This window comes from Streptomyces sp. NPDC007905, assembly GCF_042959345.1.
GTDB lineage: Bacteria > Actinomycetota > Actinomycetes > Streptomycetales > Streptomycetaceae > Streptomyces.
Genome location: NZ_JBIBKS010000010.1, coordinates 297,922 through 320,620 on the forward strand (window position 1 = coordinate 297,922; position 22,699 = coordinate 320,620).

Genomic DNA, 22,699 nt, shown 5'->3' on the forward strand with positions numbered 1-22,699 from the left:
GCCCCGCCGCGATGCTCAAAACGCCCTACGCGCTGGAAGCGCCGGCCGCGAATGAAAGCGCCGGACACGCTGCAAACGCCGGACACGATGGAAGCGCCGGACGCGCTGCAAACGCCGAACGTGCGGAAAGCGCCGGGCCGGATGCACGGGCTCAAGGCTTCGACGTCTCCGACTCCAGGCTCGCCCGGGTCGCCGGGCCGTACACGCCGAGATCGTCGCCCCGGATTCCCCGGGCCCCCTGGTAGTTCCGCACGGCGTCCTCCACGGGAGGGGTGAAGACGCCGGTCACCTGGTCGCCGTACAGGTTCAACTGCTTCAGGCGGAGCTGGAGTTCCGTGACCTCCGGGCCCTGGTTGCCGAGCCGGAGCACGGGGGCCGCGGTGGGCGACGCGTTCGGGGTGCCGATGGCCGTCGCCGAAGGGGCCGGCGAGGCCGGGCGGGATGCGCTGCGGGATGCCGTGGGGACAGGGGAGGAGGACGAGGTGCTGGGGGACGGACTCGGATCGGCCGACGGGGAGAGGGACGGCGAGGCCGTGCGGGTCGGGGCGGGCGGCGCGGGCGCCGACGAGGTGCCCCGCGCCGTCACCTCGGGGACGCTCTCCCGCACCTCCTGGGCCGCGCGGTCCCGCGACGGCGTGTGGTACGAGAACAGCCCGCTCGCGAAACCGGCCGCCGCCGCGACCGCCACCCCCGCGCCCGCGGCGGACAGCAGGACCGTACGGCGGGAACGGTGCCGGGGTTCCTCCGCCGGGCCCCCGCCGGCCCCCGTGCCGGGCTCGGGCGGCGGCTCCTGCTCGATGAGCCGCAGATCCGTGCTGTGGGGCCCGGCCACCGGGCGCATCGGCAGGGTGGCCTCGACGGCCGGTACCGGGCGGGTCCGGGCCCCGGCATCGTCCTCGGAGGCGTCGGCGACCTCGACGTAGGGCCGTATGCGCAGCGGGTCGAAGTCCTCCGCCGCTGCCGCCTCGGCCGTACGCGCCTCGCGCAGGGCCTCGGAAGCCCGCCGCGCGCAGTCGCAGGACGGGGTGTTGTCCGCCCCCCTCGGCGCCCCGCATTCCGGGCAGGTGTGGCCCGTCGATTCCGTCACGCGTTCGTCCCCTCCCCTCGGGATCTCCCGAGTTTATGCAGGCGTCCTCCACATCGGTCGTGCCGGAACACGCGGCAAACCGGCCATGCGGGGAACTCAACAGGCCATAAACGGTCACACCGCCCACGATGGGAGGTGTGCAGCCGAGCCCCGGGAGGTCTCCATGGCCCTGGACACGTACGACCCGGCCAAGGACGCGCGGGCCGAGCACGTCTCCGGCAACGTGCTCGTCTCGATCGGCGCCCTGCTGCTCGGGCTGCTGCTCGCCGCGCTCGACCAGACCATCGTGTCGACCGCGCTGCCCACCATCGTCAGCGACCTGGGCGGTCTGGAGCACCTGTCCTGGGTGGTCACCGCCTATCTGCTGGCCTCGACCGCCGCGACCCCGCTGTGGGGCAAGCTCGGCGACCAGTACGGGCGCAAGAAGCTGTTCCAGACCGCCATCGTCGTCTTCCTCATCGGCTCCGCGCTGTGCGGCATGGCGCAGAACATGCCCCAGCTGATCGGCTACCGGGCGCTGCAGGGGCTGGGCGGCGGCGGGCTGCTGGTGCTGTCGATGGCGATCGTCGGCGACATCGTGCCGCCCCGCGAACGCGGTCGCTACCAGGGCCTGTTCGGTGCCGTGTTCGGTGCCGCCAGTGTGCTGGGGCCGCTGCTGGGCGGGCTGCTCACCGAGCACCTGAGCTGGCGCTGGGTGTTCTACGTCAACCTGCCCGTCGGCGTCGTCGCCCTCGCCGTGATCGCCACCGCCCTGCAGATCCCGCGCCGGGTCGCCCACCACGTCATCGACTACCTCGGCACCTTCCTCATCGCCGCGGTCGCCACCTGCCTGGTGCTGGTCGCCTCGCTCGGCGGTACGACGTGGAACTGGGGCTCGCCGCAGATCATCGGGCTCGCCGTGCTGGGTGTCGTCCTCGCCGCCGCCTTCGTCGCTGTCGAGCGCCGGGCCGCCGAACCCGTCCTCCCGCTCGCGCTCTTCCGCATCCGCACCTTCACGCTCTCCGCCGTCATCAGCTTCATCGTCGGCTTCGCCATGTTCGGCGCGATGACCTATCTGCCGACCTTCCTGCAGGTCGTGCACGGTGTCTCCCCGACCATGTCCGGCGTGCACATGCTGCCGATGGTGATCGGCCTGCTGCTCTCCTCGACCACCTCCGGACAGATCGTCAGCCGCACCGGCCGCTGGAAGGTCTTCCCGCTCGCGGGCACCGCCGTCACCGCCATCGGCCTGCTTCTGCTGCACCGGCTCGACGAGAACAGCCCGACCGCCGTGATGAGCGTCTACTTCTTCGTCTTCGGCCTGGGCCTCGGCCTGGTCATGCAGGTCCTCGTGCTCATCGTGCAGAACGCGGTGTCGTACGCGGACCTGGGCGTCGCCACCTCGGGCGCGACCTTCTTCCGCTCCATCGGCGCGTCCTTCGGCGTCGCCATCTTCGGCACCGTCTTCGCGAGCCGCCTCGGCGACAAGCTCGCCGACGCCCTGCGCGGGGTGCGCCTGCCGCCCGGCGCCACGGCCGACACGCTCAAGGCCGACCCGCGCGGCATCGCCGCCCTGCCGCCCTCGGTGCGCCCGGCGGCCCTGCACGCCTTCGCGTCCGCCATCACCGACGTGTTCCTGTACGCCGCCCCGGTCGCCCTCCTCGGCTTCGTCCTGGCGTGGTTCCTGAAGGAGGACCGGCTGCGCGGATCGGTCACCGCGCCGGACGCTTCCGAGACCATCCCGCCCAACCCGGTCGAACGCTCCTCCTACGACGAGGTGTGCCGCGCGCTGTCCGTGCTCGGCACCCGCGAGGGCCGCCGGGAGATCTACCGCGGCATCACCGAGCGGGCCGGGTACGACCTGCTGCCGGCCGCAAGCTGGATGCTGCTGCGCATCCGTAGGTACGGCTCGGTGGAACCGGGCGTGCTCGCCGAGCGCACCGACCTCCCCATGCGGGTCGTCCTCGCCGCCGAACGCCAGATCGAGGAGCGGCACCTGGTGGCACGCGCGGGTCTGGAGCTGACGCTCACCGAGTCCGGGCGCGCGGCCGCCGAACGGCTCGCCAAGGCCCGCGAGGAGTCCCTGGCCGAGCTGCTCGGCGACTGGTGGCAACCGGGCCGGTCGATCGACCTGACCCAGTTGGTGAAGGACCTCACCGGCGAGCTGTGCGGCTCGGAGCGCGAGCGACCGCACGAGGCGGCGGTCACCGGGCCCGCTTGACGGTCCCGGCACCCAACAGGTCCTTGCGGAACCAGTGTTCGGCGTACCGGTCGTCGTTGTGGGGTGCGGTCTCCGTGTAGCCGAGGCGGGCGTACAGGGCGCGGGCCTCCACGAGATCGCTGCGGGTGTCGAGGACCAGCCGCCCGGCACCCAGGGCGCGGGCGGCCTCCTCGGCGGCGGCGACCAGGAGCGCGGCCCCGCCCCGGCCGCGCATCCCCTCGGACACGAACACCCGGGTGAGTTCGGCCGTGTCCGCGTCGAGCAGCCGCACCCCCGCCGACCCGGCCGGCTCACCGCCGTACCGGGCGATCAGCAACTGACCGGCAGGCGGAGCGAGTTCGGCACCCGTCCGGGCGGCGATCGCGCGCTCCAGCTCGTCCGGCTCGGTGCGGTGCCCCTCGTGCAGCAGGTACCAGCGGTCGCTGACCTCCGTGTAGTACGCCCGCCACAGCGCGGCGGCGGCCGGCGAGTCGTACGGCTCCGGAGCGATCGTCCACGTCATGCCGGCCATTCTCGGACGCCGTCGCGGACCCTTGGCAAGGGAATACGCGTGACCTCCCCCCGCGGAACCGACACCCCGGGTCGGGCGATGTCCGGAGACTGTCCGTCGTGCACCGAACCGACCGACTCCACACGCCGGTCGAGGAGTTGCGCGCCGCGCCGCTCCCCGCCCGCGCACCGCCCGCGTGCCGGCCCGTCGCTTCGAGGTCAGCGTCCGCACGATCGAGCGGGACCTCCTGGCGCTGCAGCGGTCCGGGGTGCCGATCCACTGCGAGCCGGGCCGCAGCGGCGGGTACGTCCTCGACCGGGAGCGCACCCTGCCGCCGCTGACCGTTACCCCGGCCGAGGCGACCGCCCTGGCCGTCGGGCTGCACGCCCTCACCGGGACACCGTTCGCGGCCGGCGCGCGCAGCGCGCTGCACGAGGTGCCGGCCGTGCTGCCCGGGCGGGAGCGGCGGGCGGCGGCGGAGCCGAGCCGGCGCGTGCACCTGCTGGTACCGGCCGCGAAGCCCGCGCGCAGTGCCGGGCCGGTGGTGCCCGCCCGTGCCGCGGGAGGCGCTGCCGCCGGGGCGCTCGCTGCGCCTGCGGTACGCCGACGCGGCCGGCGCCGTCACCACCCGGGACATCGAACCGATGGGCTTCCTCGCGGCGAGGAGTACCGGTACCTGACCGCCTGGTGCCGGCTGCGGAACGCCCCGCGCGGCCCGAGCCCCTACCGCATCCGCGCGGTGGAGGCCCTCGACGAGCGGGCCCCGGACCGGGCCCTCGACCTGGCGGCGCTCGACACCCTCGGCTGGGACCTGGGGCCCTCGGCGAGCCCGGAACGTGCCGGCAATCGCCGACAGGGGCGTGTCGCGCACGGGGCGCAGGCTGGTGTCCGTTCACATCCTTTCCTCCACCCGGCCTTCCGCACCGGGAAGCCCGGGCTGCGGTACGCCGTCGAGGGGACCCCGCCGGTGGACGGCGGACCGGGCCGGGTCGCCTCCTGCTGGTACGTGACGCGGCCGGACGGGGTCCGGAGCAGCGGCATCGACCTGCTCCAGGCGTGGACGGGCGCATCGCGACCGTCTGGCCGGTGACCGGGCTGCGCGCTTGGCCGACTGACGGGCCGTTTGTGGGCCGCCTTCCGGGTCACCCGAAGGGAGAACCGGCCAGCGGGGCCGGTCCGATCCGGAAGGCAACCATGTCCACAGGCATGATCATCGCTTTGATCGTGATCGCGGCGGTCGTGGTCCTCGTCGCGGCCACCCTGATCCTGCGCGCCCGCGGCCGGCACGGCGGGCCGGATCTGAAGCGGCGCTTCGGGCCCGAGTACGAGCGGACCGTGGCGCGGCACGACGGGGACACCAAGGCCGCCGAACGGGAGCTCACCGAGCGCGTCGAACGCCACGGCGCGCTGCGGGAACGCCCGCTGCAGCCCGACGAGCGGGAGCGGTACGCGGTCCGCTGGACGGCCGTACAGGAGCGGTTCGTGGACGCGCCCGAGGAGGCGGTGGCCGAGGCCGACCGGCTGCTCGCGGAAGTCGCCGGCGCCCGCGGCTACCCGGACGGCGGACGCTACGAGGAGCAGCTCGCCGCGCTGTCCGTGCACCACGCCGACCACGTCGAGGGCTACCGGCAGGTGCACCGGGTGGCCCGGGCCGGGGCGAGCAGCGGGGCGAGCGAGGCCGGCGCCGGCACCGAGGAGCTGCGGACGGCCCTGGTGGAGGCGCGCGCCCTCTTCGACGACCTGATCGACACCGGCAGGACGGCCGGCCGGCACCGCGCCGACGCCACGGTCGGCAGCGGCGACCGCTCCGGCGGCACCCCGGCCCGTTCCCACGCGTGGTCCTTCACCAAGAGCCACCCGAAGGAGAGCTGAGCCATGGCCCAGGGCAGGGAAACCGGACCGGGCCCCGAGGGGTACCCGGCCGGAGGTGACATCTCCGGCGCCACACGGAAGCCGGAGGACGAGCGGCGGCCCGGCGAGCGGCTCCCCGGTGAGCCGGTGCCGGGCGAGCGGCTGTCCGGTGAGCCGGGAGCGGGCGAGCCGCTTTCCGCAGCGGACCCGCGCGACACCCGCCGGCCCGACGACCGGGCGGGCCGGCTTCCCGGCACCACGGGACCCGGCCGGGAGGGCCTGACGGCGGACGACCGCTCACCCGCAGGGGCCGCGGAGCCCCGTGCGGGGACAGCCGCCCCCGGCACGGAAGGCCTGACCGCGGATCCACGGGTCGAGCAGGCCACCGGAACGGGTCGCGCCGGTTCGGCGGGGGAGGAGACGCAGGGCGCACGGTCCGCCGGGTCGGACATGCCCGGCGGGGGCGGCTCCACGGGTGCGCGAGGGGAAGGATCCGCGGCGACCGCCGGGCCCGGACGGGAGGACGTGGCGGCGGGCGGTCGGATGCCCGACAACGGGCTCGGGGCCCCCTCCCCGGGTGAGCTCACCGGACGGGAGGCGGCCACGACGGAGGGCCGGGGTACGGACACCTGGCCGGCCGCGCCCGGCGGTGCGGGCCGCGGTGCGGAGGGCACGGGGTCCCCGCTGCTGCCGCACGAGGAGGCGGAGCGGTGGGAGGCGCTGCTGCGCAAGACCGCCGCCGGATTCGTGGACGAGCCGCGGGCCGCGGTCGAGGAGGCCGACCGCGAGCTGGAGGAGATCGCCGCGCGGTTCAGCGAGGCCGTGACACGCCGCCGTCGCACTCTGCGCATGTCGTGGCAGGACACCGAGGGGGGCGGCCCCGGCCGCGAGACCGACACCGAGCAGCTGCGGCTGGCCCTGCGGGACTACCGGGAGCTGGCCGGGCGGCTGCTGCACCTGTGAGGGCCGGGGTCCGTCCGGCAGGTCGGGCAGGCTCCGGGCAACGGTGTCGTGGAGTACGGATGGGCGTGCCGTGCCCCGCGATTCCGGCATGATCCGCCGGACAGGCCCTACACGTCCGAGACCCGCGCGTCCTTCGCCGCCGCCCGCAGCCTGCCCCACTCCCGTACGACCTCCTCGACGTCGTACGGCTTCTTGCCCAGGGGCGGGCCGGGCGGCGGCTTGAACATCATGTCGCGGATCTTCGCGTTGACGTCGGTGATGATCTTCCGGACGATCCGCTCCGAGGGCGCGGCGTAGGCCGCCGCGAGCGCGTCCTCGGCCTCCTTGCGCAGGGCCAGCGCGGGAGGCAGCACGGCCAGCCCCTCGCGGGCCATCTTCCGCTTGACCCACCACAGTTCGTCGTACGTGGAGTCGAGACCGGGGGGCAGCGGCTCACCCGCGCCCGGCAGCCGGTCGAACTCCCCGCGCCTCTGTGCGTCGCGGATCTGCTTGTCGACCCAGGACTCGAACGGCACACCCGGTGGCTTTCGCTCGGTCATGAGCCCATTGTGCCGGACGCGGCCCGGCCGGGCGTTTTATCATGCGGCGGCGGTGCGGCAAACGGCCGCCGCACAAGGACGTTTCCGACGTCCCAGCTTCTTCAGGGGGAACGCACGTGCTCGAACTGACCATGGCCACCGTCTCCGGGGCCGACGCGGGCGCCACGGCCGGCATGACGATGGCCGACGCGCCCAGCGAACCGGGCGCCGTGCTGCGGGTGGGCCGGGACGGAGCCGTGTGCCGACTGGTCACGCCCGAGGACTGGCTGTTCGTCTCCCGGGTCCACCTGGAGTTCCTGTGCGGTCCCGACGGCGGCTGGCAGGTGTCCTGGCTGCGTGGATCGCAGGCCGAGCCGTCCGCCGAAGTGCGGCTGATCGTCGGGGAGTACGCGCAGACCGTGGCCTACGGCGGGACCGTGGCGCTGCCGCGCGGCGGCTCCGGCGAGATCGTCGTCCAGGACCGCACGGGGCCGCGCAGCGTCAACGTGGGCTTCTACCACGAGGTATGAGCCCGGCCCGGGAGGGCTCAGCCCAGCACCCGCGCCAGCGCGAAGCCGTCGTACCCCTTGCTGCCCACCGTCTGGACCGCGGTGCCGGTGAGCCTCGGGTGGGAGGCGATCAGTTCGATGGCGGCGCGGGTGCCGACGACGTCGGGTTCCATGCTGTCGGTGTCGACGATCCGGCCGCCGCGCACCACGTTGTCCACGACGATGAGGCTGCCCGCGCGGGAGAGCCTGAGCGCCCACTCCACGTAGTGCCGGTTGTTGGCCTTGTCGGCGTCGATGAAGACCAGGTCGAAGGGGGGCGGGTTCTCGTCGGCGAGCTTGGGCAGCGACTCCAGGGCAGGACCGACCCGCACCTCCACGATCCGGTCCAGGCCCGCGCGGGCGATGTTGCGGGTGGCCACGTCGGCGTGCCTGGCGCTGTACTCGAGCGAGATCAGCCTGCCGTCGGCGGGCAGGGCGCGGCCCAGCCAGATCGTGCTGTAACCGCCGAGCGTGCCGATCTCCAGGATGGTGCGGGCGCCCTGGACCTGGGCGAGCAACTGGAGGAACTTGCCCTGGGCGGCCGTGACGCTGATGTGCGGCAGCCCGGCGGCCTCGCTGTCGCGCAGGGCCGCTTGGAGCGCATCGTCGTCCGGTGCCAGATGGCTGCTGAAGTAGAAGTCGACGTCGTCCCAGAGCTGCGACCCGCTCATGCGCCTGCTGCCTTTCCCGAGTGTCTGCACTTCCACATGCATGGTCTCAGTTGAGGGGCGCGGACGGGGGGATCGGCGACGGGGACCGAACGGGCGCGGGGGCGGCACCGGTCTGCGGGAGCGTCGTACGGCGGCCGGCGCGAGGGCCGTGACCACCCGCGGCAGACCGCCCACGGGCGCTCAGCGGCCAGGCGGGTGTCCCGGCCGGCTCGCGCGGCCGGTCCGTGGATCATCTGCCGGACCGGTGTGTCGGCCGCCGTGCGCCCCGCCGGCGGCGGCCGGTGGGTGATCTGTTCACGCGGGCGCCGCGCGCTCCCACGGGCCGTGGGCCGTATCGCGGGCGGGACCGGCTCCGCGCGCCCGCGCCCCGGGACGGTCCGCAGCCCTACGGCGACCTACCGCTGCTCCACTGCCGGGGCGGAACCCGGCAGCGGCCGCCCGGCGGACTCGGCCATCCGCCACACCGCGAACCCGCCCACGACCGCCGCGGCCATCATGTAGTAGGCGGGCATCATCATGTTCCCGGTCGCCCCGATCAGCGCCGTCACCACCAGCGGCGTCGTACCGCCGAACAGGGACACCGACACGTTGAAGCCGATCGACAGGGAGCCGTAGCGGACCCGGGTCGGGAAGAGCGCGGGCAGCGCGGCCGGCATGGCCGCCGTGAAGCAGACCAGCAGCAGACCCAGCGCACCCATGCCGAGCGCCACGGCCACCAGACTGCCCTGGCGGATCAGCAGCAGCGCCGGGACGGACAGGAACAGGAAGCCCGCACAGCCCGCGGCGATCACCGGACGGCGGCCGACGCGGTCGGTCAGGGCGCCGGCGAACGGCTGGACGATCATCATCAGCGCCATCACACCGAGCACGACCAGCAGCCCGTGCGTCTCGTCGTACTTCAGCTCACTGGTGAGGTAGCTCGGCATGTACGACAGCAGCATGTAGTCGGTGACGTTGAAGACCAGCACCAGGCCCATGCACAGCAGCAGTGCCTTCCACTGGCCCGCGACCATCGCGCGCAGCGGCACCTTCGGCCGGGCAGCCTCCGCCTTCTCCACCTCCGCGGCGAACACCGGGGTCTCCTCCAGGCGCATCCGCAGGTAGAGGCCGATGATGCCCATCGGGCCCGCGATCAGGAACGGGATGCGCCAGCCCCAGGAGACCAGGTCGTCCGAGGAGAGCAGCGCCGTCATCAGGGTGACGAGGCCCGCGCCGCCGATGTACCCGGCCAGCGTGCCGAACTCCAGCCAGCTGCCGAAGAAGCCGCGCTTCTTGTCCGGCGCGTACTCGGCGATGAACGTCGAGGCGCCCGCGTACTCGCCGCCGGTGGAGAAGCCCTGCACCAGCCGGGCGGCCAGCAGGAGCAGCGGCGCTCCGACACCGATCGTCGCGTACGACGGGATCAGGCCGATCGCGAAGGTGCCCACCGCCATCATGATCATGGTGACGGCGAGGACCTTCTGGCGGCCCACGCGGTCGCCCAGCGGACCGAAGACCATGCCGCCGAGCGGGCGGACCAGGAAGGCCGCGGCGAAGGCACCGAACGTGGAGAGCAGCTGTGCGGTCGGGTTGCCGGAGGGGAAGAAGACCTTGCCCAGGGTGACCGCGATGTAGCTGTAGACACCGAAGTCGAACCACTCCATCGCGTTGCCCAGCGCGGCCGCCTTCACGGCGCGTTTGACGAGGGCGGGGTCGGTGACGGTGACGTCGGAGGCGCTGTGGGCCCTGGGGATCTTCAGGGACGAGGAGACGGCTGCGGCGGTCGCCAAAACGGGGCTCGCCTACCTTTCGATGGGGACAGGGGCGCGGCCCGGACGGCAGGGGTGACGTACGACGGGCTCAAAAGCGACGATAGGGCGACTTCGGCGGATTGCGTCCTGTATACACGTCGATGCATAGTGCAGCTAAATGGTGCGTACGCAGGTACGTCTGCCCACTTCCGAGCGGGTATTCCAGCCCTTCACTGTGACCCTTCTCGCGCCCCCGGGAGGCAACCGCACCCTTGTCGAACTATCGCCAAATGGATAAATAGGGCATGGATGTCAGGTAGAGCGGGGGTCGCCTGCGCCCTCTCCGCGTTCCCTCCGCGAGCCTCATAGGGCTCGGGGCTCGCGGAGAGAACCCGCAGGGCATGACGCCCGGGACGAACGGGGCGGGAGGCCGACGAGGCGTGTCGAACGTGGAGCACGGCGGGCGACCAGCGGATGCCTTCGGATCAGCCGCGGCGGGAGCGCGTCTGCGCGCGACCCGGCTCGGTCTGTGCGCGGTGGCGGCGATACTCGCCGTACGGCAGGTGGCCGCCGTCCTCACCCCCGAGCGGCGAACGCCCCACCGACCCGGAGACCTGGGTCGGCACCCACGGCGTCCTGCACGTCAACGGCTCGCTGTACGACTCCACGAGGGTCACCGGCACCCCCTTCGCCGGCCTGGTCCTCAAGCCGCTCACCAGATCCGCCGAGCAGGCCCTCGGCTGGGGCTGGGCCTTCGGCACCCTGCTGCTGGTCGTCGCCCTCGGCCTGGTCGCCGCCCGGGCGCTGCCCCGGCCGGTCAGCCGCCGCACCTCCCTGCCGGCCGCGCCGGTCGCGATCAGCCTGCTCATGCTGTCGCTGCCGGTCCGCACCACCCTGTGGCTCGGCCAGACCAGCATCATCCCGGTCCTGCTGGTGCTGCTCGGCTGCTTCATCGCGCGCGGGCAACGCGAGAGCGGCCTGTCCATAGGTCTGGCCGCCGCCCTCCAGCGACCGTCCTGCTGTTCGCCCCGCTGCTGTGGTGCACCGGCCGCCGCCGGGCCGCCCTCACCACGGCCGCCACCTCCGCCGCCTGCCCCGCGCTCGCCCGGGCCGCGATGCCGCACGACTCGTACACCTACTGGATGCACCACATGGCCGGCGTCGGCCTCGGCGGCAAGGCCGACGCCCTCGCCAACCAGTCCCTGCACGGCACCCTGCTCTCCGCCTGGGCCACCCGGCCGGCGCTCGGGGTGGACGGTACGGAGCGGGCCCGGGGGAATCCGGTCAGGGCAGGTCAGCAGTGACTGCGCCAAGGCAGCCGATGTGACGGGCTGAGCCGGTAGTCGCCTGGCACCGGCAGGGTGAGGCGGGTCCACTCGCCTTCCCTGCCCCAGGCGGCCGCGGTCGTGGACAACGCGGCCGCACGAACCCGGCGGGCCCGTCCTCACGGTCGGCCCCGCCGCGTTCGCCGCCTTCCCGTACCTGACGTCTACAGCCGCTGAATAATCGTCCCGGTGGCCAGCCCGCCACCCGCGCACATCGTGATCAGCGCGAACTCCTGGTCGGCGCGCTCCAGTTCATGCAGGGCGGTGGTGATCAGACGCGCCCCCGTCGCCCCGACCGGGTGGCCCAGGGCGATCGCACCGCCGTTCACGTTGACCTTCTCCAGGTCCTGCTCGAAGACCTGAGCCCAGCTCAACACCACGGAAGCGAAAGCCTCGTTGATCTCGACGAGGTCGATGTCCTTCAGGGACATGCCTGCCTTGCCGAGTACGGCCCTGGTCGCGTCGATCGGCCCGTCGAGGTGGAAGTGGGGGTCGGCGCCGACGAGGGCCTGGGCGACGATCCGCGCCCGCGGCCTCAGCTTCAGCGCGCGAGCCATCCGCTTCGACGCCCACATGATCGCCGCCGCGCCGTCGGAGATCTGCGAGGAGTTCCCGGCCGTGTGGACGGCGGTCGGCATCACCGGCTTCAGCCCCGCCAGCGCCTCCATCGACGTGTCGCGCAGCCCCTCGTCCCTGTCCACGAGGCGCCACATGCCCTGCCCGGCGTGCTGCTCCTCCTCGGTGGTGGGCACCTGCACGGCGAAGGTCTCCCGCTTGAAGCGCTCCTCAGCCCAGGCGTGCGCCGCCCGCTCCTGCGAGCGCAGGCCCAGCGCGTCCACGTTCTCGCGGGTCAGGCCGCGGTGCCGGGCGATCCGCTCGGCCGCCTCGAACTGGTTGGGGAGGTCGATGTTCCACTCGTCCGGGAAGGGCTTGCCGGGGCCGTGCTTCGAGCCCGAGCCCAACGGCACCCGGGACATCGCCTCGACCCCGCAGCTGATCCCGACGTCGATCACGCCCGCTGCGACCATGTTGGCCACCATGTGCGAGGCCTGCTGGGAGGAGCCGCACTGGCAGTCGACGGTCGTCGCCGCCGTCTCGTACGGCAGCCCCATGGTCAGCCAGGCCGTGCGCGCGGGGTTCATGGACTGCTCGCCGGCATGGGTCACCGTGCCGCCGACGATCTGCTCGACCGCGTCGGCGGGGATGCCGGTGCGGCCGAGGAGTTCACGGTAGGTCTCGCCCAGCAGATAGGCGGGGTGCAGATGGGCGAGCGCGCCGCCGCGCTTGCCGATCGGGGTGCGTACGGCTTCGACGATCACGGGTTCCGCGGCCATGGGGGTGCGTCCTCTCCTCGGTCGCCCGCGCGGCGCGGGGGCGACCCGGCCCGCCCGCCACGCAGAACTAGAACGCGTACTATTTCTGGGTGAAGTCTGCTGACATCGTGTCCACTGCCGCAAGAGTCGTGCAGCCCCCGAAGTCGTGATCTGCACGAACTGCACACGCAATTGGGGCCGCCGCATGTCTTGCGACTTCTAGAACCCGTTACTACCTTCACGGCAGCCGTACGCCTGATGGGCCGTCAGAACGAACGACGGGAGCCGCCGATGCACTGCCCAGCGCTGCCCGACGGGTTCGACTTCACCGACCCCGACCTGCTGCACCACCGCGTGCCCCTCCCGGAGTTCGCCGAGCTGCGCCGCACCGAGCCGGTCCGCTGGATCCCGCAGCCGCGCGGCCTGGCGGGCTTCGCCGACGACGGCTACTGGGCCGTGACCCGGCACGCGGACGTCAAGTACGTCTCCACGCACCCGGAGATCTTCTCCTCGTACCTCAACACCGCGATCATCCGCTTCAATGAGCACATCGAACGCGACGCGATCGACGCCCAGCGGCTGATCCTGCTGAACATGGACCCGCCCGAACACACCCGGGTCCGCCAGATCGTGCAGCGCGGCTTCACGCCCCGCTCCATCCGGGCCCTGGAGGACCGCCTGCGCTCCCGCGCCGAGGCGATCGTCGCGGTCGCCCGCGCCCGCTCCGGCCCCTTCGACTTCGTCACCGAGGTCGCCTGCGAGCTTCCCCTGCAGGCCATCGCCGAGCTGATCGGCGTGCCGCAGGAGGACCGTTCCAAGATCTTCGACTGGTCCAACAAGATGATCGCCTACGACGACCCCGAGTACGCGATCACCGAGGAGGTCGGCGCGCAGTCGGCCACCGAGATCCTCGCCTACGCGATGAACATGGCCGCCGAGCGCAAGCAGTGCCCGGCCCACGACATCGTGACGACGCTGGTGGCGGCGGAGGACGAGGGCAACCTGAACTCCGACGAGTTCGGCTTCTTCGTGCTGATGCTGGCGGTGGCGGGCAACGAGACGACCCGCAACGCCATCACCCACGGCATGCACGCCTTCCTCACCCACCCCGACCAGTGGGACCTCTTCAAGCGCGAGCGCCCGGCGACCACGGCCGAGGAGATAGTCCGCTGGGCCACCCCGGTCAACTCCTTCCAGCGCACGGCGGTCCAGGACACGGAACTCGGCGGGGTGCGGATCAGGAAGGGCGACCGGGTGGGCCTCTTCTACGCCTCCGCCAACCACGACCCGGAGGTCTTCGGCGCACCCGACGACTTCGACATCACCCGCGATCCCAACCCGCACCTCGGCTTCGGCGGCGGAGGCCCCCACTACTGCCTCGGCAAGTCCCTCGCGGTGCTGGAAATCGACCTGATCTTCAACGCCCTGGCGGACGCCATGCCGTCCCTCCGCCTGGCCGACACCCCCCGCCGGCTGCGCTCGGCCTGGATCAACGGCGTCAAGGAACTTCAGGTCACCACGGCCTGATCCACCGATCGGGGCCGACGGCTCCCGGCACCGCCGGCCCACCCCGAGGGAGGCAGGAACACCCCGTCCCTATGCCCGGTTCCTGCCTCCCCCGAGGCCCCGTGCCGCGCCGCCCGCTCCCGCGCCGTGACGAGGACGGCGCGATCGGGTCGCGCCCCGCGGCCGTTGCCGTATCGCTCCCACCCCGGACATCGCGATCACCGGGGCCGTGCGGCGGGGGAGCGGCTCGTGTCCGGCCGGGCGAAGGCCACCGCCGCAGACGCCCGTGCCGGGGGGCGGTACGGCGGGGACGACGACACCGACGTGCCCCTCGGCAACGGCCGGACATGCGCGCGCACCCTCGCCCGGCGGGGGCGAGGGTGCGGCTGTTGTATGGGGGCCCGTCGACCACCGAGGGTCGTACCGGGCGGCCCTGGCCGGCATCGCGCGCTGGTTCGGCAGCGGGGCGGCCCGGGGCAGGCCCTGGGTGGGGCCTGGAGGTGGGGCAGGGGGTGGAACCGGGTGGCTCAGTACCAGCCGTTGGCCTGCCAGAAGCTCCAGGCCTTGGCCGGGCTGCCGTAGCGGGAGTTCATGTAGTCCAGACCCCACTTGATCTGGGTGGCCGGGTTGGTCTTCCAGTCGGAACCGGCCGAGGCCATCTTCGCACCGGGCAGGGCCTGGACCAGGCCGTAGGCGCCGGAGGAGCTGTTGGTGGCGGAGGGGTTCCAGCCACTCTCATGCTCGACGATCTTGCTGAAAGCGTTGTACTGCGCGGCGTCCGGGATCATCTTGTGCGCGATCGCCTGAGCGGAGGAGGCCGAGGTGGTGGCGGCCTGGGCGGGCGCCGCGGTCAGTGCCATGCCGGCGGTGGCGGCAGCCAGGGCGGCGGCGGTGAGGGCCTTCTTCGGGGAGGCGATGCGGCGGATGAAGGAGACGGACACGGAGAACCTCTTACGTCGGGAACAGGGGATCGCCCGTATCCGAGCCCCACGTCATGTGGTGGCCGCATACGTCGGCGCCCGGACCCGTTCGGGCTCGTAGCGCCTGGCGACGTCGTCCAGAGAAACAGGCTCGAAACGCGTCCGCAATGACCCCTTTTACTAGTTGTGGCCGGATTGACGGTAAATATCGTTCGTGTGGCGTGGCTCTCACTGTGCAGGTCAGAAGGGGTGCATGAGATGATGTATCGGACATATACACCTACGGCCCTCGGTCGTAGGTGACGTGCGTCATGTGGGGTGGTTCACCGGCGGTCTGACAGGCTGGATACAAGTGCTCACCCAGCGGGTGCGTCGAATGTGACCGCGGTCTCGAAAGCGGCCCGTCGGGTGGCCCGGCGGAGCGCGCGCAGCAGCGCCGGGCCGAGAACGAGGGTCAGGACGACCGTGCAGACGGCCCGGCCCAGGTCCCAGCCCATGGAGGTGGCCAGGCAGTAGGCGGCGAACCGGACCAGGTTGGCCGGGACCGTCGCGTGCGGGTCGAAGGCGATGTTCGAGGTCAGGGCGCCCATGAAGGGCCAGCCGGCCAGATTCATGACCGTGCCGTAGGCGAAGGCCGCGAGGAAGCCGTAGACGGCCAGGAGCAGGAGTTCCCCCCGGCCGCGCAGGCGGGAGCGGCCCGGCAGGAGCCCGGCGCCCAGGGTGAACCAGCCCATCGCCAGCATCTGGAACGGCATCCACGGGCCGACCCCGCCCGTGAGCAGCGCGGACGCGAACATCGTCACCGAGCCGAGCACGAAGCCGAAGCCGGGACCGAGCACCCGCCCGCTGAGCACCATGAGGAAGAACATCGGCTCGATCCCGGCGGTGCCCGCGCCGATCGGGCGCAGCGCCGCCCCGGTCGCGGCCAGCACGCCCAGCATGGCGACGGCCTTCGGACCGAGACCGGACTCGGAGATCGTCGCCGCCACGACCGCGACCAGCAGCACCAGCAGGCCCGCGAACAGCCACGGCGCGTCCTCGGCGTGCGCGCTGAGCCGCGAGGTGGGCGGGGCGAGGAAGGGCCAGCCGAAGGCGACCACGCCGACCGCGCTGACCAGGCCGAGGGCGGCCAGGGAGCGCGGGCCGAGGCGGACGGCGCGGACGGGGCGGGCAGCGGGGGCGGGGCGGGCAGCGGGGGCGGGGTGACGGGGGCGGCCCGCGGGGACGGAGGGCCCGGCTGCGCGAGGGGGGCCGGGACGGCCGGCCCCGGCAGGGTCGGTGGGGCCGGCGAGGCCGGTGCGGTCCCGGTGTGGGGCGGGCGGAGTCGTCATGCCAGGGCCTTTCGGACCTCGGCCACCGTCAGCCAGCGCTGCGGGGCAAGGATCTTGGTGACCTGCGGGGCGAAGGACGGGGACGAGACCACGATCTCCGCCGTCGGGCCGTCCGCGATCACCTCGCCGTCGGCGAGCAGCACCACCCGGTGCGCGATCTCGGCCGCCAGCTCCACGTCATGCGTGGCCAGCACGATCGCGTGCCCCTCAGCGGCCAGCGCGCGCAGCACCGTGACCAGGCGGGCCTTGGCCGCGTAGTCCAGACCGCGCGTCGGCTCGTCGAGCAGGAGCAGGGGCGGACGGGCGGTCAGGACGACCGCCAGGGCGAGCGCCAGCCGCTGCCCCTCCGAGAGGTCACGCGGGTGGGTGGCGTCCGTGATGTCCGGCAGCAACTCGGACACCAGGGCCCGGCAGGTGCCGGGCTCGACACCCGCGTCCCGGTCGGCGGCCGTGCACTCGGCGGCCACCGTGTCCGCGTACAGCAGGTCGCGCGGCTCCTGGGGCACGAGACCCACCCGGCGCACGAGGTCGCGGGGCGCGGTGCGGTGCGGTACGGCACCGCAGACGCGGACCGTGCCAGCGGTGGGCTCCACCAGCCCGACCAGGGAGCCGAGCAGCGTGGACTTCCCGGCGCCGTTACGGCCCATCAGCGCGACCGTCTCGCCGGGCGCCACGGTCAACTCCACGTGCCGCAGGGCGGTGATCCGGCCCCGCCGGACGGCCAGGGAGCGGACTTCGGCGACCTGCGCGGGAGCGGCGGGGTCGGGGGCAGACCGCCTGAACGGGCGGCGGCGCGGGGACGGTACGGGGGCGCGGTGCACAGCAGGAGCGGGGGCGGGGGCCGGGCCTGGCGGCGGGGCGCCCACGGTCAGCCGTTCCCGCAGCTCACCGGCGCGCCGGCGGGCGTCCCGGACCGTCAGCGGCAGCGGGCTCCAGCCGGCCAGGCGGCCCAGGTCCACCACCGGCGGGTACACCGGGGAGACGGCCATCAGCTCGGCCGGGTCGCCGTGGAGCGGGGCCGCGCCGGGGGCCGGCAGCAGGACGACCCGGTCGGCGTACTGGATCACGCGCTCCAGGCGGTGCTCGGCCAGCAGGACCGTCGTACCGAGGTCGTGGACCAGGCGCTGCAGGACGGCCAGGACCTCCTCCGCCGCGGCCGGGTCGAGTGCCGAGGTCGGCTCGTCCAGCACCAGCACCTCAGGGTGCGGGGTGAGGACCGACCCGATCGCGACCCGCTGCCGCTGTCCGCCGGAGAGCGTGGCGATCGGACGGTCGCGCAGATCGGCCAGGCCCAGCAGGTCCAGGGTCTCCTCCACCCGGCGCCGCATCACCTCCGGGGCGAGCCCCAACGATTCCATGCCGTACGCGAGTTCCTCCTCCACCGTGTCCGTCACGAAGTGGGCGAGCGGATCCTGGCCCACCGTGCCGACCACGTCGGCGAGTTCGCGCGGCTTGTGAGTACGGGTGTCCCGGCCGGCCACCGTGACCCGGCCGCGCAGGGTGCCGCCGGTGAAGTGCGGGACCAGCCCGCTGACCGCGCCCAGCACGGTCGACTTGCCCACCCCGGAAGGACCCACCAGCAGCGCCAGTTCACCCTCGGGCACCTCGAAGTCCACGCCCTGCACAGCCGGTTCGGCCGCGCCCTCGTAGACGACGCCGACCTCCTCGAAGCGGATCACGACGGCTCCTCGGGGTTCGGGGATTTCCTGGGTACGACGAAGGCGGGCAGCAGGGCCGGCAGGAGGGCCGCGGCCGGCCACAGGGGCAGGGTGGGCGCGACCAGGGGTACGACCCCGGGGTGCAGCGCGTCCGGATCGCTCACGGAGGCGAGCGTGAGCAACGCGGCGACCGCGGCACCCGAGCCCGCGACCAGCCACGCGGACACCCCCCACGGCTCCGGGCGGTACCGGGTGCGCGGGGAGCGGCGGCCGCCCAGCCGCAGGCCCGCGAGCGCGGCGGCGACCCCGGCGAGCAGCACCGGCAGCCCGTAGGTGCCGCCCTCGGCGGTGAGCAGTCCGTACGTTCCCGCGCACACGCCGAGCAGTCCGCCGAGGGTGAGCGCGGTCGTCGTACGGCGCACGGGGGCCGGCACGTCGGCGGTACGGCCGTAGCCGCGGGCGTCCATCGCGGCGGCGAGGGCGACCGAGCGCTCCAGCGCACCCTCCAGGACGGGCAGTCCGACCTGCAGCAGGCCCCGTACACCCCGGTCCGGGCGGCCGCGCAGCCGGCGGGCGGCGCGCAGACGCTGGACGTCGGCGACGAGGTGCGGTGCGAAGGTGAGCGCGACGACCACGGCCACGCCCGTCTCGTACAGGGCACCGGGCAGGGACTTGAGCAGGCGGGCCGGACTGGCCAGGGCGTTGGCGGCGCCGACGCAGATGAGGAGTGCGGCGAGCTTGAGACCGTTGTAGCCGGCGAAGAGCAGGGCCTCCGCGGTGACCGCGCCGCCGAGGCGGATGCCCTGCACCCAGTCGGGAAGCGGGACTTCGGGGAGGGTGAGCAGGACGTGGGTGCCGGGGACCGGGGAGCCGAGGGCGACCGTGAAGGCGAGACGGATGAGGAGCACGGCGGCGGCGAGTTTCGCGAAGGCGGTGTAGGAGCGCGCCCAGGGGGACGGCGAGCGGTGGGTGGCCACCACATAGCCCGCCGCGGCCATGAGGAGGGCGAGCAGGAGGGGGTTGGTGGTGCGGGTCGCCGCCGTGCCCAGCCCCAGGGACCAGAGCCACCAGGCGCCGGGATGGAGGGGGGCGTGCCGCTGGTGCCGGGCGGGGGTGGACTGCGCCCGCCCGCGCCCGCTACGCATTCCCGCGCCGCCGGGCCTGCCACACCGCCGCTCCCGCCAGCAGGGCGACCACTCCCACTCCGATCGGCAGCCCCAGGGCAGGGCCGCCGTCCGACTCCTTCCCGGCCTGCTTCTCCTTCGCTGCCGTGCCCCCGCTCTGCTGGCTCGACACCTGCTCCCCGCACCCCTTCCCGGGATACCCGGCGATCGCGCACAGCAGGGCATTGGTGTCGTAGCGCAGGGGCTTGGCGACGGCGGCCAGCGCCTCGGCCGTCGTCGCGTCCGGGGAGACGCGGGCGCAGGCCGTGCGGCGGGCGGGCGGGGTCTCACCGGACGGGGCGTCAGCGGCCGTGCCGAAGTCGAGGACGAGTGCCACGCGTTTCACGCCCGGCTTCGCGGGTGTCCCCGCGCAGATCCCGGCGAAGTCCGCCGCGCCGCGCGGCCGGCTCGCGTCCGCGGAGTCCACGCTCACCGCGAAACGGAAGCCCTGGACGGCCCCGTCGTCCGGGCGGGCCGTCGACGGCCCTTCGGTGGCGTACGTCCAGTGGCCGCCGTCCCGTTCCCAGAACGACCAGTAGCGGTAACCGGCGGCGTGCGCCTGGGCGGCACCGGCCACGAGGACGAGCGCGGCGACCGGCAGGGCCACGGCACGGCGGACGGCGGTCACGGCTGCCGCTGCTTACGGCGGCCGCTGAGCAGGAAGCCGATGCCGATGCCGATGCCGGCGACGATGCCGACGCCGACGATCCACCAGACGCGGGTGCCCGAGTCGTGCTCGTCATGGTTGCCGGGTTCCTCGGCGCGGGCGGCCGACTTCGGGGCCGGGCCGGTCGCGTTGAGCGCCCGCACCAGGTCCGTACCGCCGAAGTCCCGCGGCTCGGCGCCCACCGCGTGCGCGGCGAGGATCAGCTGGGCACAGGCGGCCGGGCCGCTCTCCCGCGCCCACTTGGCCGCGTTCTTCTCCAGCCAGCCGTACGGCTTCTTCGCCTGTGCGGTCCAGCCGTCCGCGGCGAGTGCGACGACCGTGTCCGCGGTGTTGCCGTAGTCGGGCTGGTCCTCGGCGCCGGGCAGGGTCGACTTCAGGTATCCGGCGGGGGTCAGGGCGTTGGCCAGGTAGGACGAGGCGTTGTTCGCCACCTCTGCCGGGGTGAGCTGCTTGTCGGAGTTCGTGCAGCTGGAGCCCTGCTCGGGAGCCTTCCCGGCCCTGGTCACGAAACCCTTGCCGAGCGCGCCGAGCACCGCGGCCGCCGTCGCGTCCGCGTTGGCGAACAGCTTGCCCTTCTTGTCCGGCTGGTAGGGGAGGGCTCCAGCCCCGTCGTCGTCGCAGGGCAGGGACCACTTGGCCAGCAGGTCGTACGGGGTCTTGCTCCCGGTGTGCACCCGGGCCGGGTCCTGGCCGACCGAGGCGAAGGCGCCGATGACGACGCTGGTGGAGTTGGTGTCGCTCGGGCCGCCCGGCGAGTAGCCCCAGCCGCCGTCCTTGTTCTGGACCGTCGTCAGCCAGACCAGGGCCCTGCGGACCTCACCGCCGTGCCCGCCGAGCGCCTGCAGGGCCTGGACGGCGGCGGCCGTGCTGTTGGTGTCGGGCTGGGCGCCGCCCTTGCCCGCACAGGGCTTGGCGGTGTCGGCCCGGAACGCGGCGAAACCTCCGTTGTCGCACTGCTGCCCCGCCAGCCAGTTGACGGCCGACGCGGCGGGACGGTAGCCGAGCGTCCGCTGCGCGAGCAGCGCCAGCGACTGGCGCCAGACACCGTCGTACGTCGGGTCCGCCTTGCCGAACAGGCCGGACGGAAGGGTCACCTTCGGGGACGGGGACGGGGACGGGCCGGCGGCCGTGGCGGGCGCGGCTGCGGCCAGCACGCCTATGGCGGCGAGAGCCGCGGCACTGCGGCGGACGTTCATGGTCGGCGACTGCCTCTCCTGCGGGAACCGGCAGCGCACGGGACCACCCCGGGCGGCTCGGCTCCGTAAACCTCGACGGTGCCGTGCGCGACGGGCCGCCGCGCACGCGAGCCGGTCAACGTCCCGTCCGGAGCGGTCCGGCTCACCGTCCGCGGGACGGTTCACGGTTGCGGGTCAGCGCCGGAATTGCACCGGCTTCCCCCCGTACAGGTGTGATGACGACCCCGCCACTTTACCGGCCGCCGTCAGCGGGCCGAGGGGTGGCTGTGGGCACACGGGGGCGGTGACCGGGGTCACGCCCACGGCGGCGCGTGCGCCGCACCTCGATCCGCGTCCCGACCACGTGGTGCCGGCCCCGCCGGGCCGTGGACAACCGGAGGAGTTTTTAAGGGCGGTGGGGCAACGCCCCCGCTGGTGCGGGGCGGTATCGCAAAGGCGCTTGTGCTCAGCATGCCTAGGCCGCGTGCGGCCAAGACGTCGGGACGACGGCCGCGCTCAAGTAGTGGGCCATCCCGCGCAGGGCGTGCTCGCACTCTGCCGGGTCCTCGCCCTCCGCCACCCAGTGCGCGAGCCGGTCGGCCGGCCCTGCGTGGCCGGCCGCCGTGACCGGGTCGCCGGGCCGCCGGGTGAGGACCATGCGCTCGGCGCACGGCTCGTACGTGGCCGCCGGGTCCAGATGCAGGTGGGTCAGCCGGCCCGTCGCAGCCGGATAGGCGAACTGGATCGCGGCCGCCCGCTGCCGGGTCGGAGTCACGTCCGGGAGCCCGCCGGTGGCCAGGGCGGCGGCGGCTCGCACGAGGTCGACGCCGGTGGCCCGTTCGACCAGCAGCGGGATCAGGTCGCCGGGCAGGTGCGGGACGACGTCCGTGACGAGCGGGCCACGGGCGGTGAGCCGCAGGCCGATGTGGACGACGGTGTGGGCGAGGCCGAGCGCGCGCACGGTCCGCTCCACCGTGTGCCGCAGGAACGGGTTGTGCAGCAACCCGTCGTGGGCGTGCACGGAGTGCCGCAGCGGCTGCCGGGCGGGCGGCGGGCCCGGCGTCGTACGGGTGAGCGCGGCGATGCGGACCTCGTCGTCCAGGACGACGGCCTCGGCGGAGACCAGCGGCCCCTCCGTGTCCTCCCGGCCGGCCGGGAGGATCTTGTGGCGGGCGAGGAGTGCCGACAACGCGGCCGGGTCGGTGCAGGCCGCGGCCGTCTCGTACGGGATGCCGGGTAACGCCAGCCGTGCGGCGAGCCGTGCGACGCCGGTCAGGTGCTCGCCGGCCCAGGTCAGTACCCCGCGGACCCGGTGTCGTGCCGCGTAGCGCGCGACCGCCACGGCGGCCGCCTCCCGACCGGGGTCGGCCACCAGATGACCGGCCAGGTAGGGGCGCGCCCAGGCGGGCGGGGCGGTGCCGACCAGCACCACCGGGTGGGCCGCCGCGATCCGCGCCAGCGGGTACTCGTCGTACGCGGCACGGCGGCCGGTTCCGAGGAGAAGAACGGACTGCGGCATCGGAGCCTCACCTTCGTGGGGAGAAGGCGGACAGAGGAACGCCCCGGATGCTGCTCCCCCATAG

At 73.7% G+C, this 22,699-nt stretch carries 19 protein-coding genes, 1 pseudogene and 1 riboswitch; of the genes and pseudogenes, 7 read left to right on the forward strand and 13 right to left on the reverse strand.

Annotation, left to right across the window (positions count from 1 at the left end; translation table 11 throughout):
* Nucleotides 1-151 precede the first annotated feature (151 nt).
* Complete coding sequence (locus tag ACFZDC_RS20265; protein WP_391325587.1) at nt 152-1,087, reverse strand: peptidoglycan-binding protein; 936 nt, start codon at nt 1,085-1,087, stop codon at nt 152-154.
* A gap of 163 nt (nt 1,088-1,250) precedes the next feature.
* On the opposite strand from ACFZDC_RS20265, the gene ACFZDC_RS20270 reads away from it, so the two are divergent.
* Nucleotides 1,251-3,287 carry a DHA2 family efflux MFS transporter permease subunit gene (locus ACFZDC_RS20270; protein ID WP_391325589.1) on the forward strand — a complete coding sequence of 679 codons (2,037 nt, stop codon included), beginning with the start codon at nt 1,251-1,253 and terminating at the stop codon, nt 3,285-3,287.
* Here ACFZDC_RS20270 and ACFZDC_RS20275 read toward each other — a convergent pair.
* Nucleotides 3,271-3,789 (reverse strand): GNAT family N-acetyltransferase, encoded by a 519-nt coding sequence (locus tag ACFZDC_RS20275; protein WP_391325591.1) that lies wholly within the window; start codon nt 3,787-3,789, stop codon nt 3,271-3,273. The genes ACFZDC_RS20270 and ACFZDC_RS20275 overlap by 17 nt on opposite strands.
* Nucleotides 3,790-3,973: 184 nt before the next feature.
* On the opposite strand from ACFZDC_RS20275, the gene ACFZDC_RS20280 reads away from it, so the two are divergent.
* The 3 genes from ACFZDC_RS20280 to ACFZDC_RS20290 all read left to right on the forward strand — a co-directional run bounded on the left by ACFZDC_RS20280 (nt 3,974) and on the right by ACFZDC_RS20290 (nt 6,591).
* Nucleotides 3,974-4,867, forward strand: coding sequence for an HTH domain-containing protein (locus tag ACFZDC_RS20280; RefSeq protein WP_391325593.1), 894 nt, complete (start codon nt 3,974-3,976; stop codon nt 4,865-4,867).
* 104 nt (nt 4,868-4,971) lie between these two features.
* Complete coding sequence (locus tag ACFZDC_RS20285) at nt 4,972-5,649, forward strand: hypothetical protein (RefSeq protein ID WP_391325595.1); 678 nt, start codon at nt 4,972-4,974, stop codon at nt 5,647-5,649.
* Nucleotides 5,650-5,652: 3 nt separating this feature from the next.
* Entirely contained in the window at nt 5,653-6,591 is a 939-nt protein-coding gene (locus tag ACFZDC_RS20290) for a hypothetical protein (RefSeq protein WP_391325597.1), read from the forward strand.
* 107 nt (nt 6,592-6,698) lie between these two features.
* Here the strand turns inward: ACFZDC_RS20290 and ACFZDC_RS20295 are convergent, their stop codons facing one another.
* Nucleotides 6,699-7,130, reverse strand: a complete 432-nt coding sequence (locus ACFZDC_RS20295; protein WP_391325599.1) for a DnaJ family domain-containing protein — start codon at nt 7,128-7,130, stop codon at nt 6,699-6,701.
* Nucleotides 7,131-7,246: 116 nt separating this feature from the next.
* Between ACFZDC_RS20295 and ACFZDC_RS20300 the strand changes: the two genes are divergently transcribed.
* Nucleotides 7,247-7,639, forward strand: a complete 393-nt coding sequence (locus ACFZDC_RS20300; RefSeq protein ID WP_391325601.1) for a hypothetical protein — start codon at nt 7,247-7,249, stop codon at nt 7,637-7,639.
* Nucleotides 7,640-7,656: 17 nt separating this feature from the next.
* Here ACFZDC_RS20300 and ACFZDC_RS20305 read toward each other — a convergent pair whose 3' ends face one another.
* Both ACFZDC_RS20305 and proP read right to left on the reverse strand, forming a co-directional pair.
* Nucleotides 7,657-8,328 carry a class I SAM-dependent methyltransferase gene (locus ACFZDC_RS20305; protein WP_391325602.1) on the reverse strand — a complete coding sequence of 224 codons (672 nt, stop codon included), beginning with the start codon at nt 8,326-8,328 and terminating at the stop codon, nt 7,657-7,659.
* 395 nt (nt 8,329-8,723) lie between these two features.
* Nucleotides 8,724-10,067 carry a glycine betaine/L-proline transporter ProP gene (gene proP, locus ACFZDC_RS20310; protein ID WP_391325664.1) on the reverse strand — a complete coding sequence of 448 codons (1,344 nt, stop codon included), beginning with the start codon at nt 10,065-10,067 and terminating at the stop codon, nt 8,724-8,726.
* A 431-nt stretch (nt 10,068-10,498) separates the two neighbouring features.
* Here proP and ACFZDC_RS20315 point away from each other — a divergent pair.
* Nucleotides 10,499-11,299 (forward strand): annotated as a pseudogene (locus ACFZDC_RS20315) (glycosyltransferase family 87 protein); the annotation flags it as partial.
* A gap of 248 nt (nt 11,300-11,547) precedes the next feature.
* Here ACFZDC_RS20315 and ACFZDC_RS20320 read toward each other — a convergent pair.
* A complete protein-coding gene (locus ACFZDC_RS20320) occupies nt 11,548-12,717 on the reverse strand; it encodes a steroid 3-ketoacyl-CoA thiolase (RefSeq protein WP_391325604.1) in 1,170 nt (389 codons plus the stop codon).
* A gap of 270 nt (nt 12,718-12,987) precedes the next feature.
* On the opposite strand from ACFZDC_RS20320, the gene ACFZDC_RS20325 reads away from it, so the two are divergent.
* A complete protein-coding gene (locus ACFZDC_RS20325; RefSeq protein WP_391325606.1) occupies nt 12,988-14,223 on the forward strand; it encodes a cytochrome P450 in 1,236 nt (411 codons plus the stop codon).
* 506 nt (nt 14,224-14,729) lie between these two features.
* Here the strand turns inward: ACFZDC_RS20325 and ACFZDC_RS20330 are convergent.
* The 7 genes from ACFZDC_RS20330 to ACFZDC_RS20360 form a co-directional block, all read right to left on the reverse strand.
* Entirely contained in the window at nt 14,730-15,143 is a 414-nt protein-coding gene (locus tag ACFZDC_RS20330; protein ID WP_391325608.1) for a transglycosylase SLT domain-containing protein, read from the reverse strand.
* 335 nt (nt 15,144-15,478) lie between these two features.
* A complete protein-coding gene (locus ACFZDC_RS20335) occupies nt 15,479-16,453 on the reverse strand; it encodes an ECF transporter S component (RefSeq protein WP_391325610.1) in 975 nt (324 codons plus the stop codon).
* Nucleotides 16,450-18,132, reverse strand: coding sequence for an ATP-binding cassette domain-containing protein (locus ACFZDC_RS20340; RefSeq protein ID WP_391325612.1), 1,683 nt, complete (start codon nt 18,130-18,132; stop codon nt 16,450-16,452). The genes ACFZDC_RS20335 and ACFZDC_RS20340 overlap by 4 nt, the downstream gene beginning before the upstream one ends.
* Complete coding sequence (locus tag ACFZDC_RS20345; protein ID WP_391325614.1) at nt 18,129-19,256, reverse strand: CbiQ family ECF transporter T component; 1,128 nt, start codon at nt 19,254-19,256, stop codon at nt 18,129-18,131. Before ACFZDC_RS20345 ends, ACFZDC_RS20340 begins: the two co-directional genes overlap by 4 nt.
* Nucleotides 19,249-19,902, reverse strand: coding sequence for an SCO2322 family protein (locus ACFZDC_RS20350; RefSeq protein ID WP_391325616.1), 654 nt, complete (start codon nt 19,900-19,902; stop codon nt 19,249-19,251). The genes ACFZDC_RS20345 and ACFZDC_RS20350 overlap by 8 nt, the downstream gene beginning before the upstream one ends.
* Nucleotides 19,899-21,137, reverse strand: a complete 1,239-nt coding sequence (locus ACFZDC_RS20355) for a prenyltransferase/squalene oxidase repeat-containing protein (RefSeq protein ID WP_391325618.1) — start codon at nt 21,135-21,137, stop codon at nt 19,899-19,901. The genes ACFZDC_RS20350 and ACFZDC_RS20355 overlap by 4 nt, the downstream gene beginning before the upstream one ends.
* A gap of 113 nt (nt 21,138-21,250) precedes the next feature.
* Nucleotides 21,251-21,379: riboswitch (cobalamin riboswitch) on the reverse strand.
* Nucleotides 21,380-21,591: 212 nt separating this feature from the next.
* Nucleotides 21,592-22,635, reverse strand: a complete 1,044-nt coding sequence (locus ACFZDC_RS20360) for a hypothetical protein (protein WP_391325620.1) — start codon at nt 22,633-22,635, stop codon at nt 21,592-21,594.
* Between the last annotated feature and the right edge of the window lie 64 nt (nt 22,636-22,699).

Bases quoted from the DNA above. Each gene is read 5' to 3' on its own strand.
- ACFZDC_RS20270 (WP_391325589.1), top strand. From the start codon at position 1,251: ATGGCCCTGGACACGTACGACCCGGCCAAGGACGCGCGGGCCGAGCAC.
- ACFZDC_RS20275 (WP_391325591.1), bottom strand. From the start codon at position 3,789: ATGACGTGGACGATCGCTCCGGAGCCGTACGACTCGCCGGCCGCCGCC.
- ACFZDC_RS20285 (WP_391325595.1), top strand. From the start codon at position 4,972: ATGTCCACAGGCATGATCATCGCTTTGATCGTGATCGCGGCGGTCGTG.
- ACFZDC_RS20290 (WP_391325597.1), top strand. From the start codon at position 5,653: ATGGCCCAGGGCAGGGAAACCGGACCGGGCCCCGAGGGGTACCCGGCC.
- ACFZDC_RS20295 (WP_391325599.1), bottom strand. From the start codon at position 7,130: ATGACCGAGCGAAAGCCACCGGGTGTGCCGTTCGAGTCCTGGGTCGAC.
- ACFZDC_RS20305 (WP_391325602.1), bottom strand. From the start codon at position 8,328: ATGAGCGGGTCGCAGCTCTGGGACGACGTCGACTTCTACTTCAGCAGC.
- ACFZDC_RS20320 (WP_391325604.1), bottom strand. From the start codon at position 12,717: ATGGCCGCGGAACCCGTGATCGTCGAAGCCGTACGCACCCCGATCGGC.
- ACFZDC_RS20325 (WP_391325606.1), top strand. From the start codon at position 12,988: ATGCACTGCCCAGCGCTGCCCGACGGGTTCGACTTCACCGACCCCGAC.
- ACFZDC_RS20335 (WP_391325610.1), bottom strand. From the start codon at position 16,453: ATGACGACTCCGCCCGCCCCACACCGGGACCGCACCGGCCTCGCCGGC.
- ACFZDC_RS20345 (WP_391325614.1), bottom strand. From the start codon at position 19,256: ATGCGTAGCGGGCGCGGGCGGGCGCAGTCCACCCCCGCCCGGCACCAG.
- ACFZDC_RS20355 (WP_391325618.1), bottom strand. From the start codon at position 21,137: ATGAACGTCCGCCGCAGTGCCGCGGCTCTCGCCGCCATAGGCGTGCTG.
- ACFZDC_RS20360 (WP_391325620.1), bottom strand. From the start codon at position 22,635: ATGCCGCAGTCCGTTCTTCTCCTCGGAACCGGCCGCCGTGCCGCGTAC.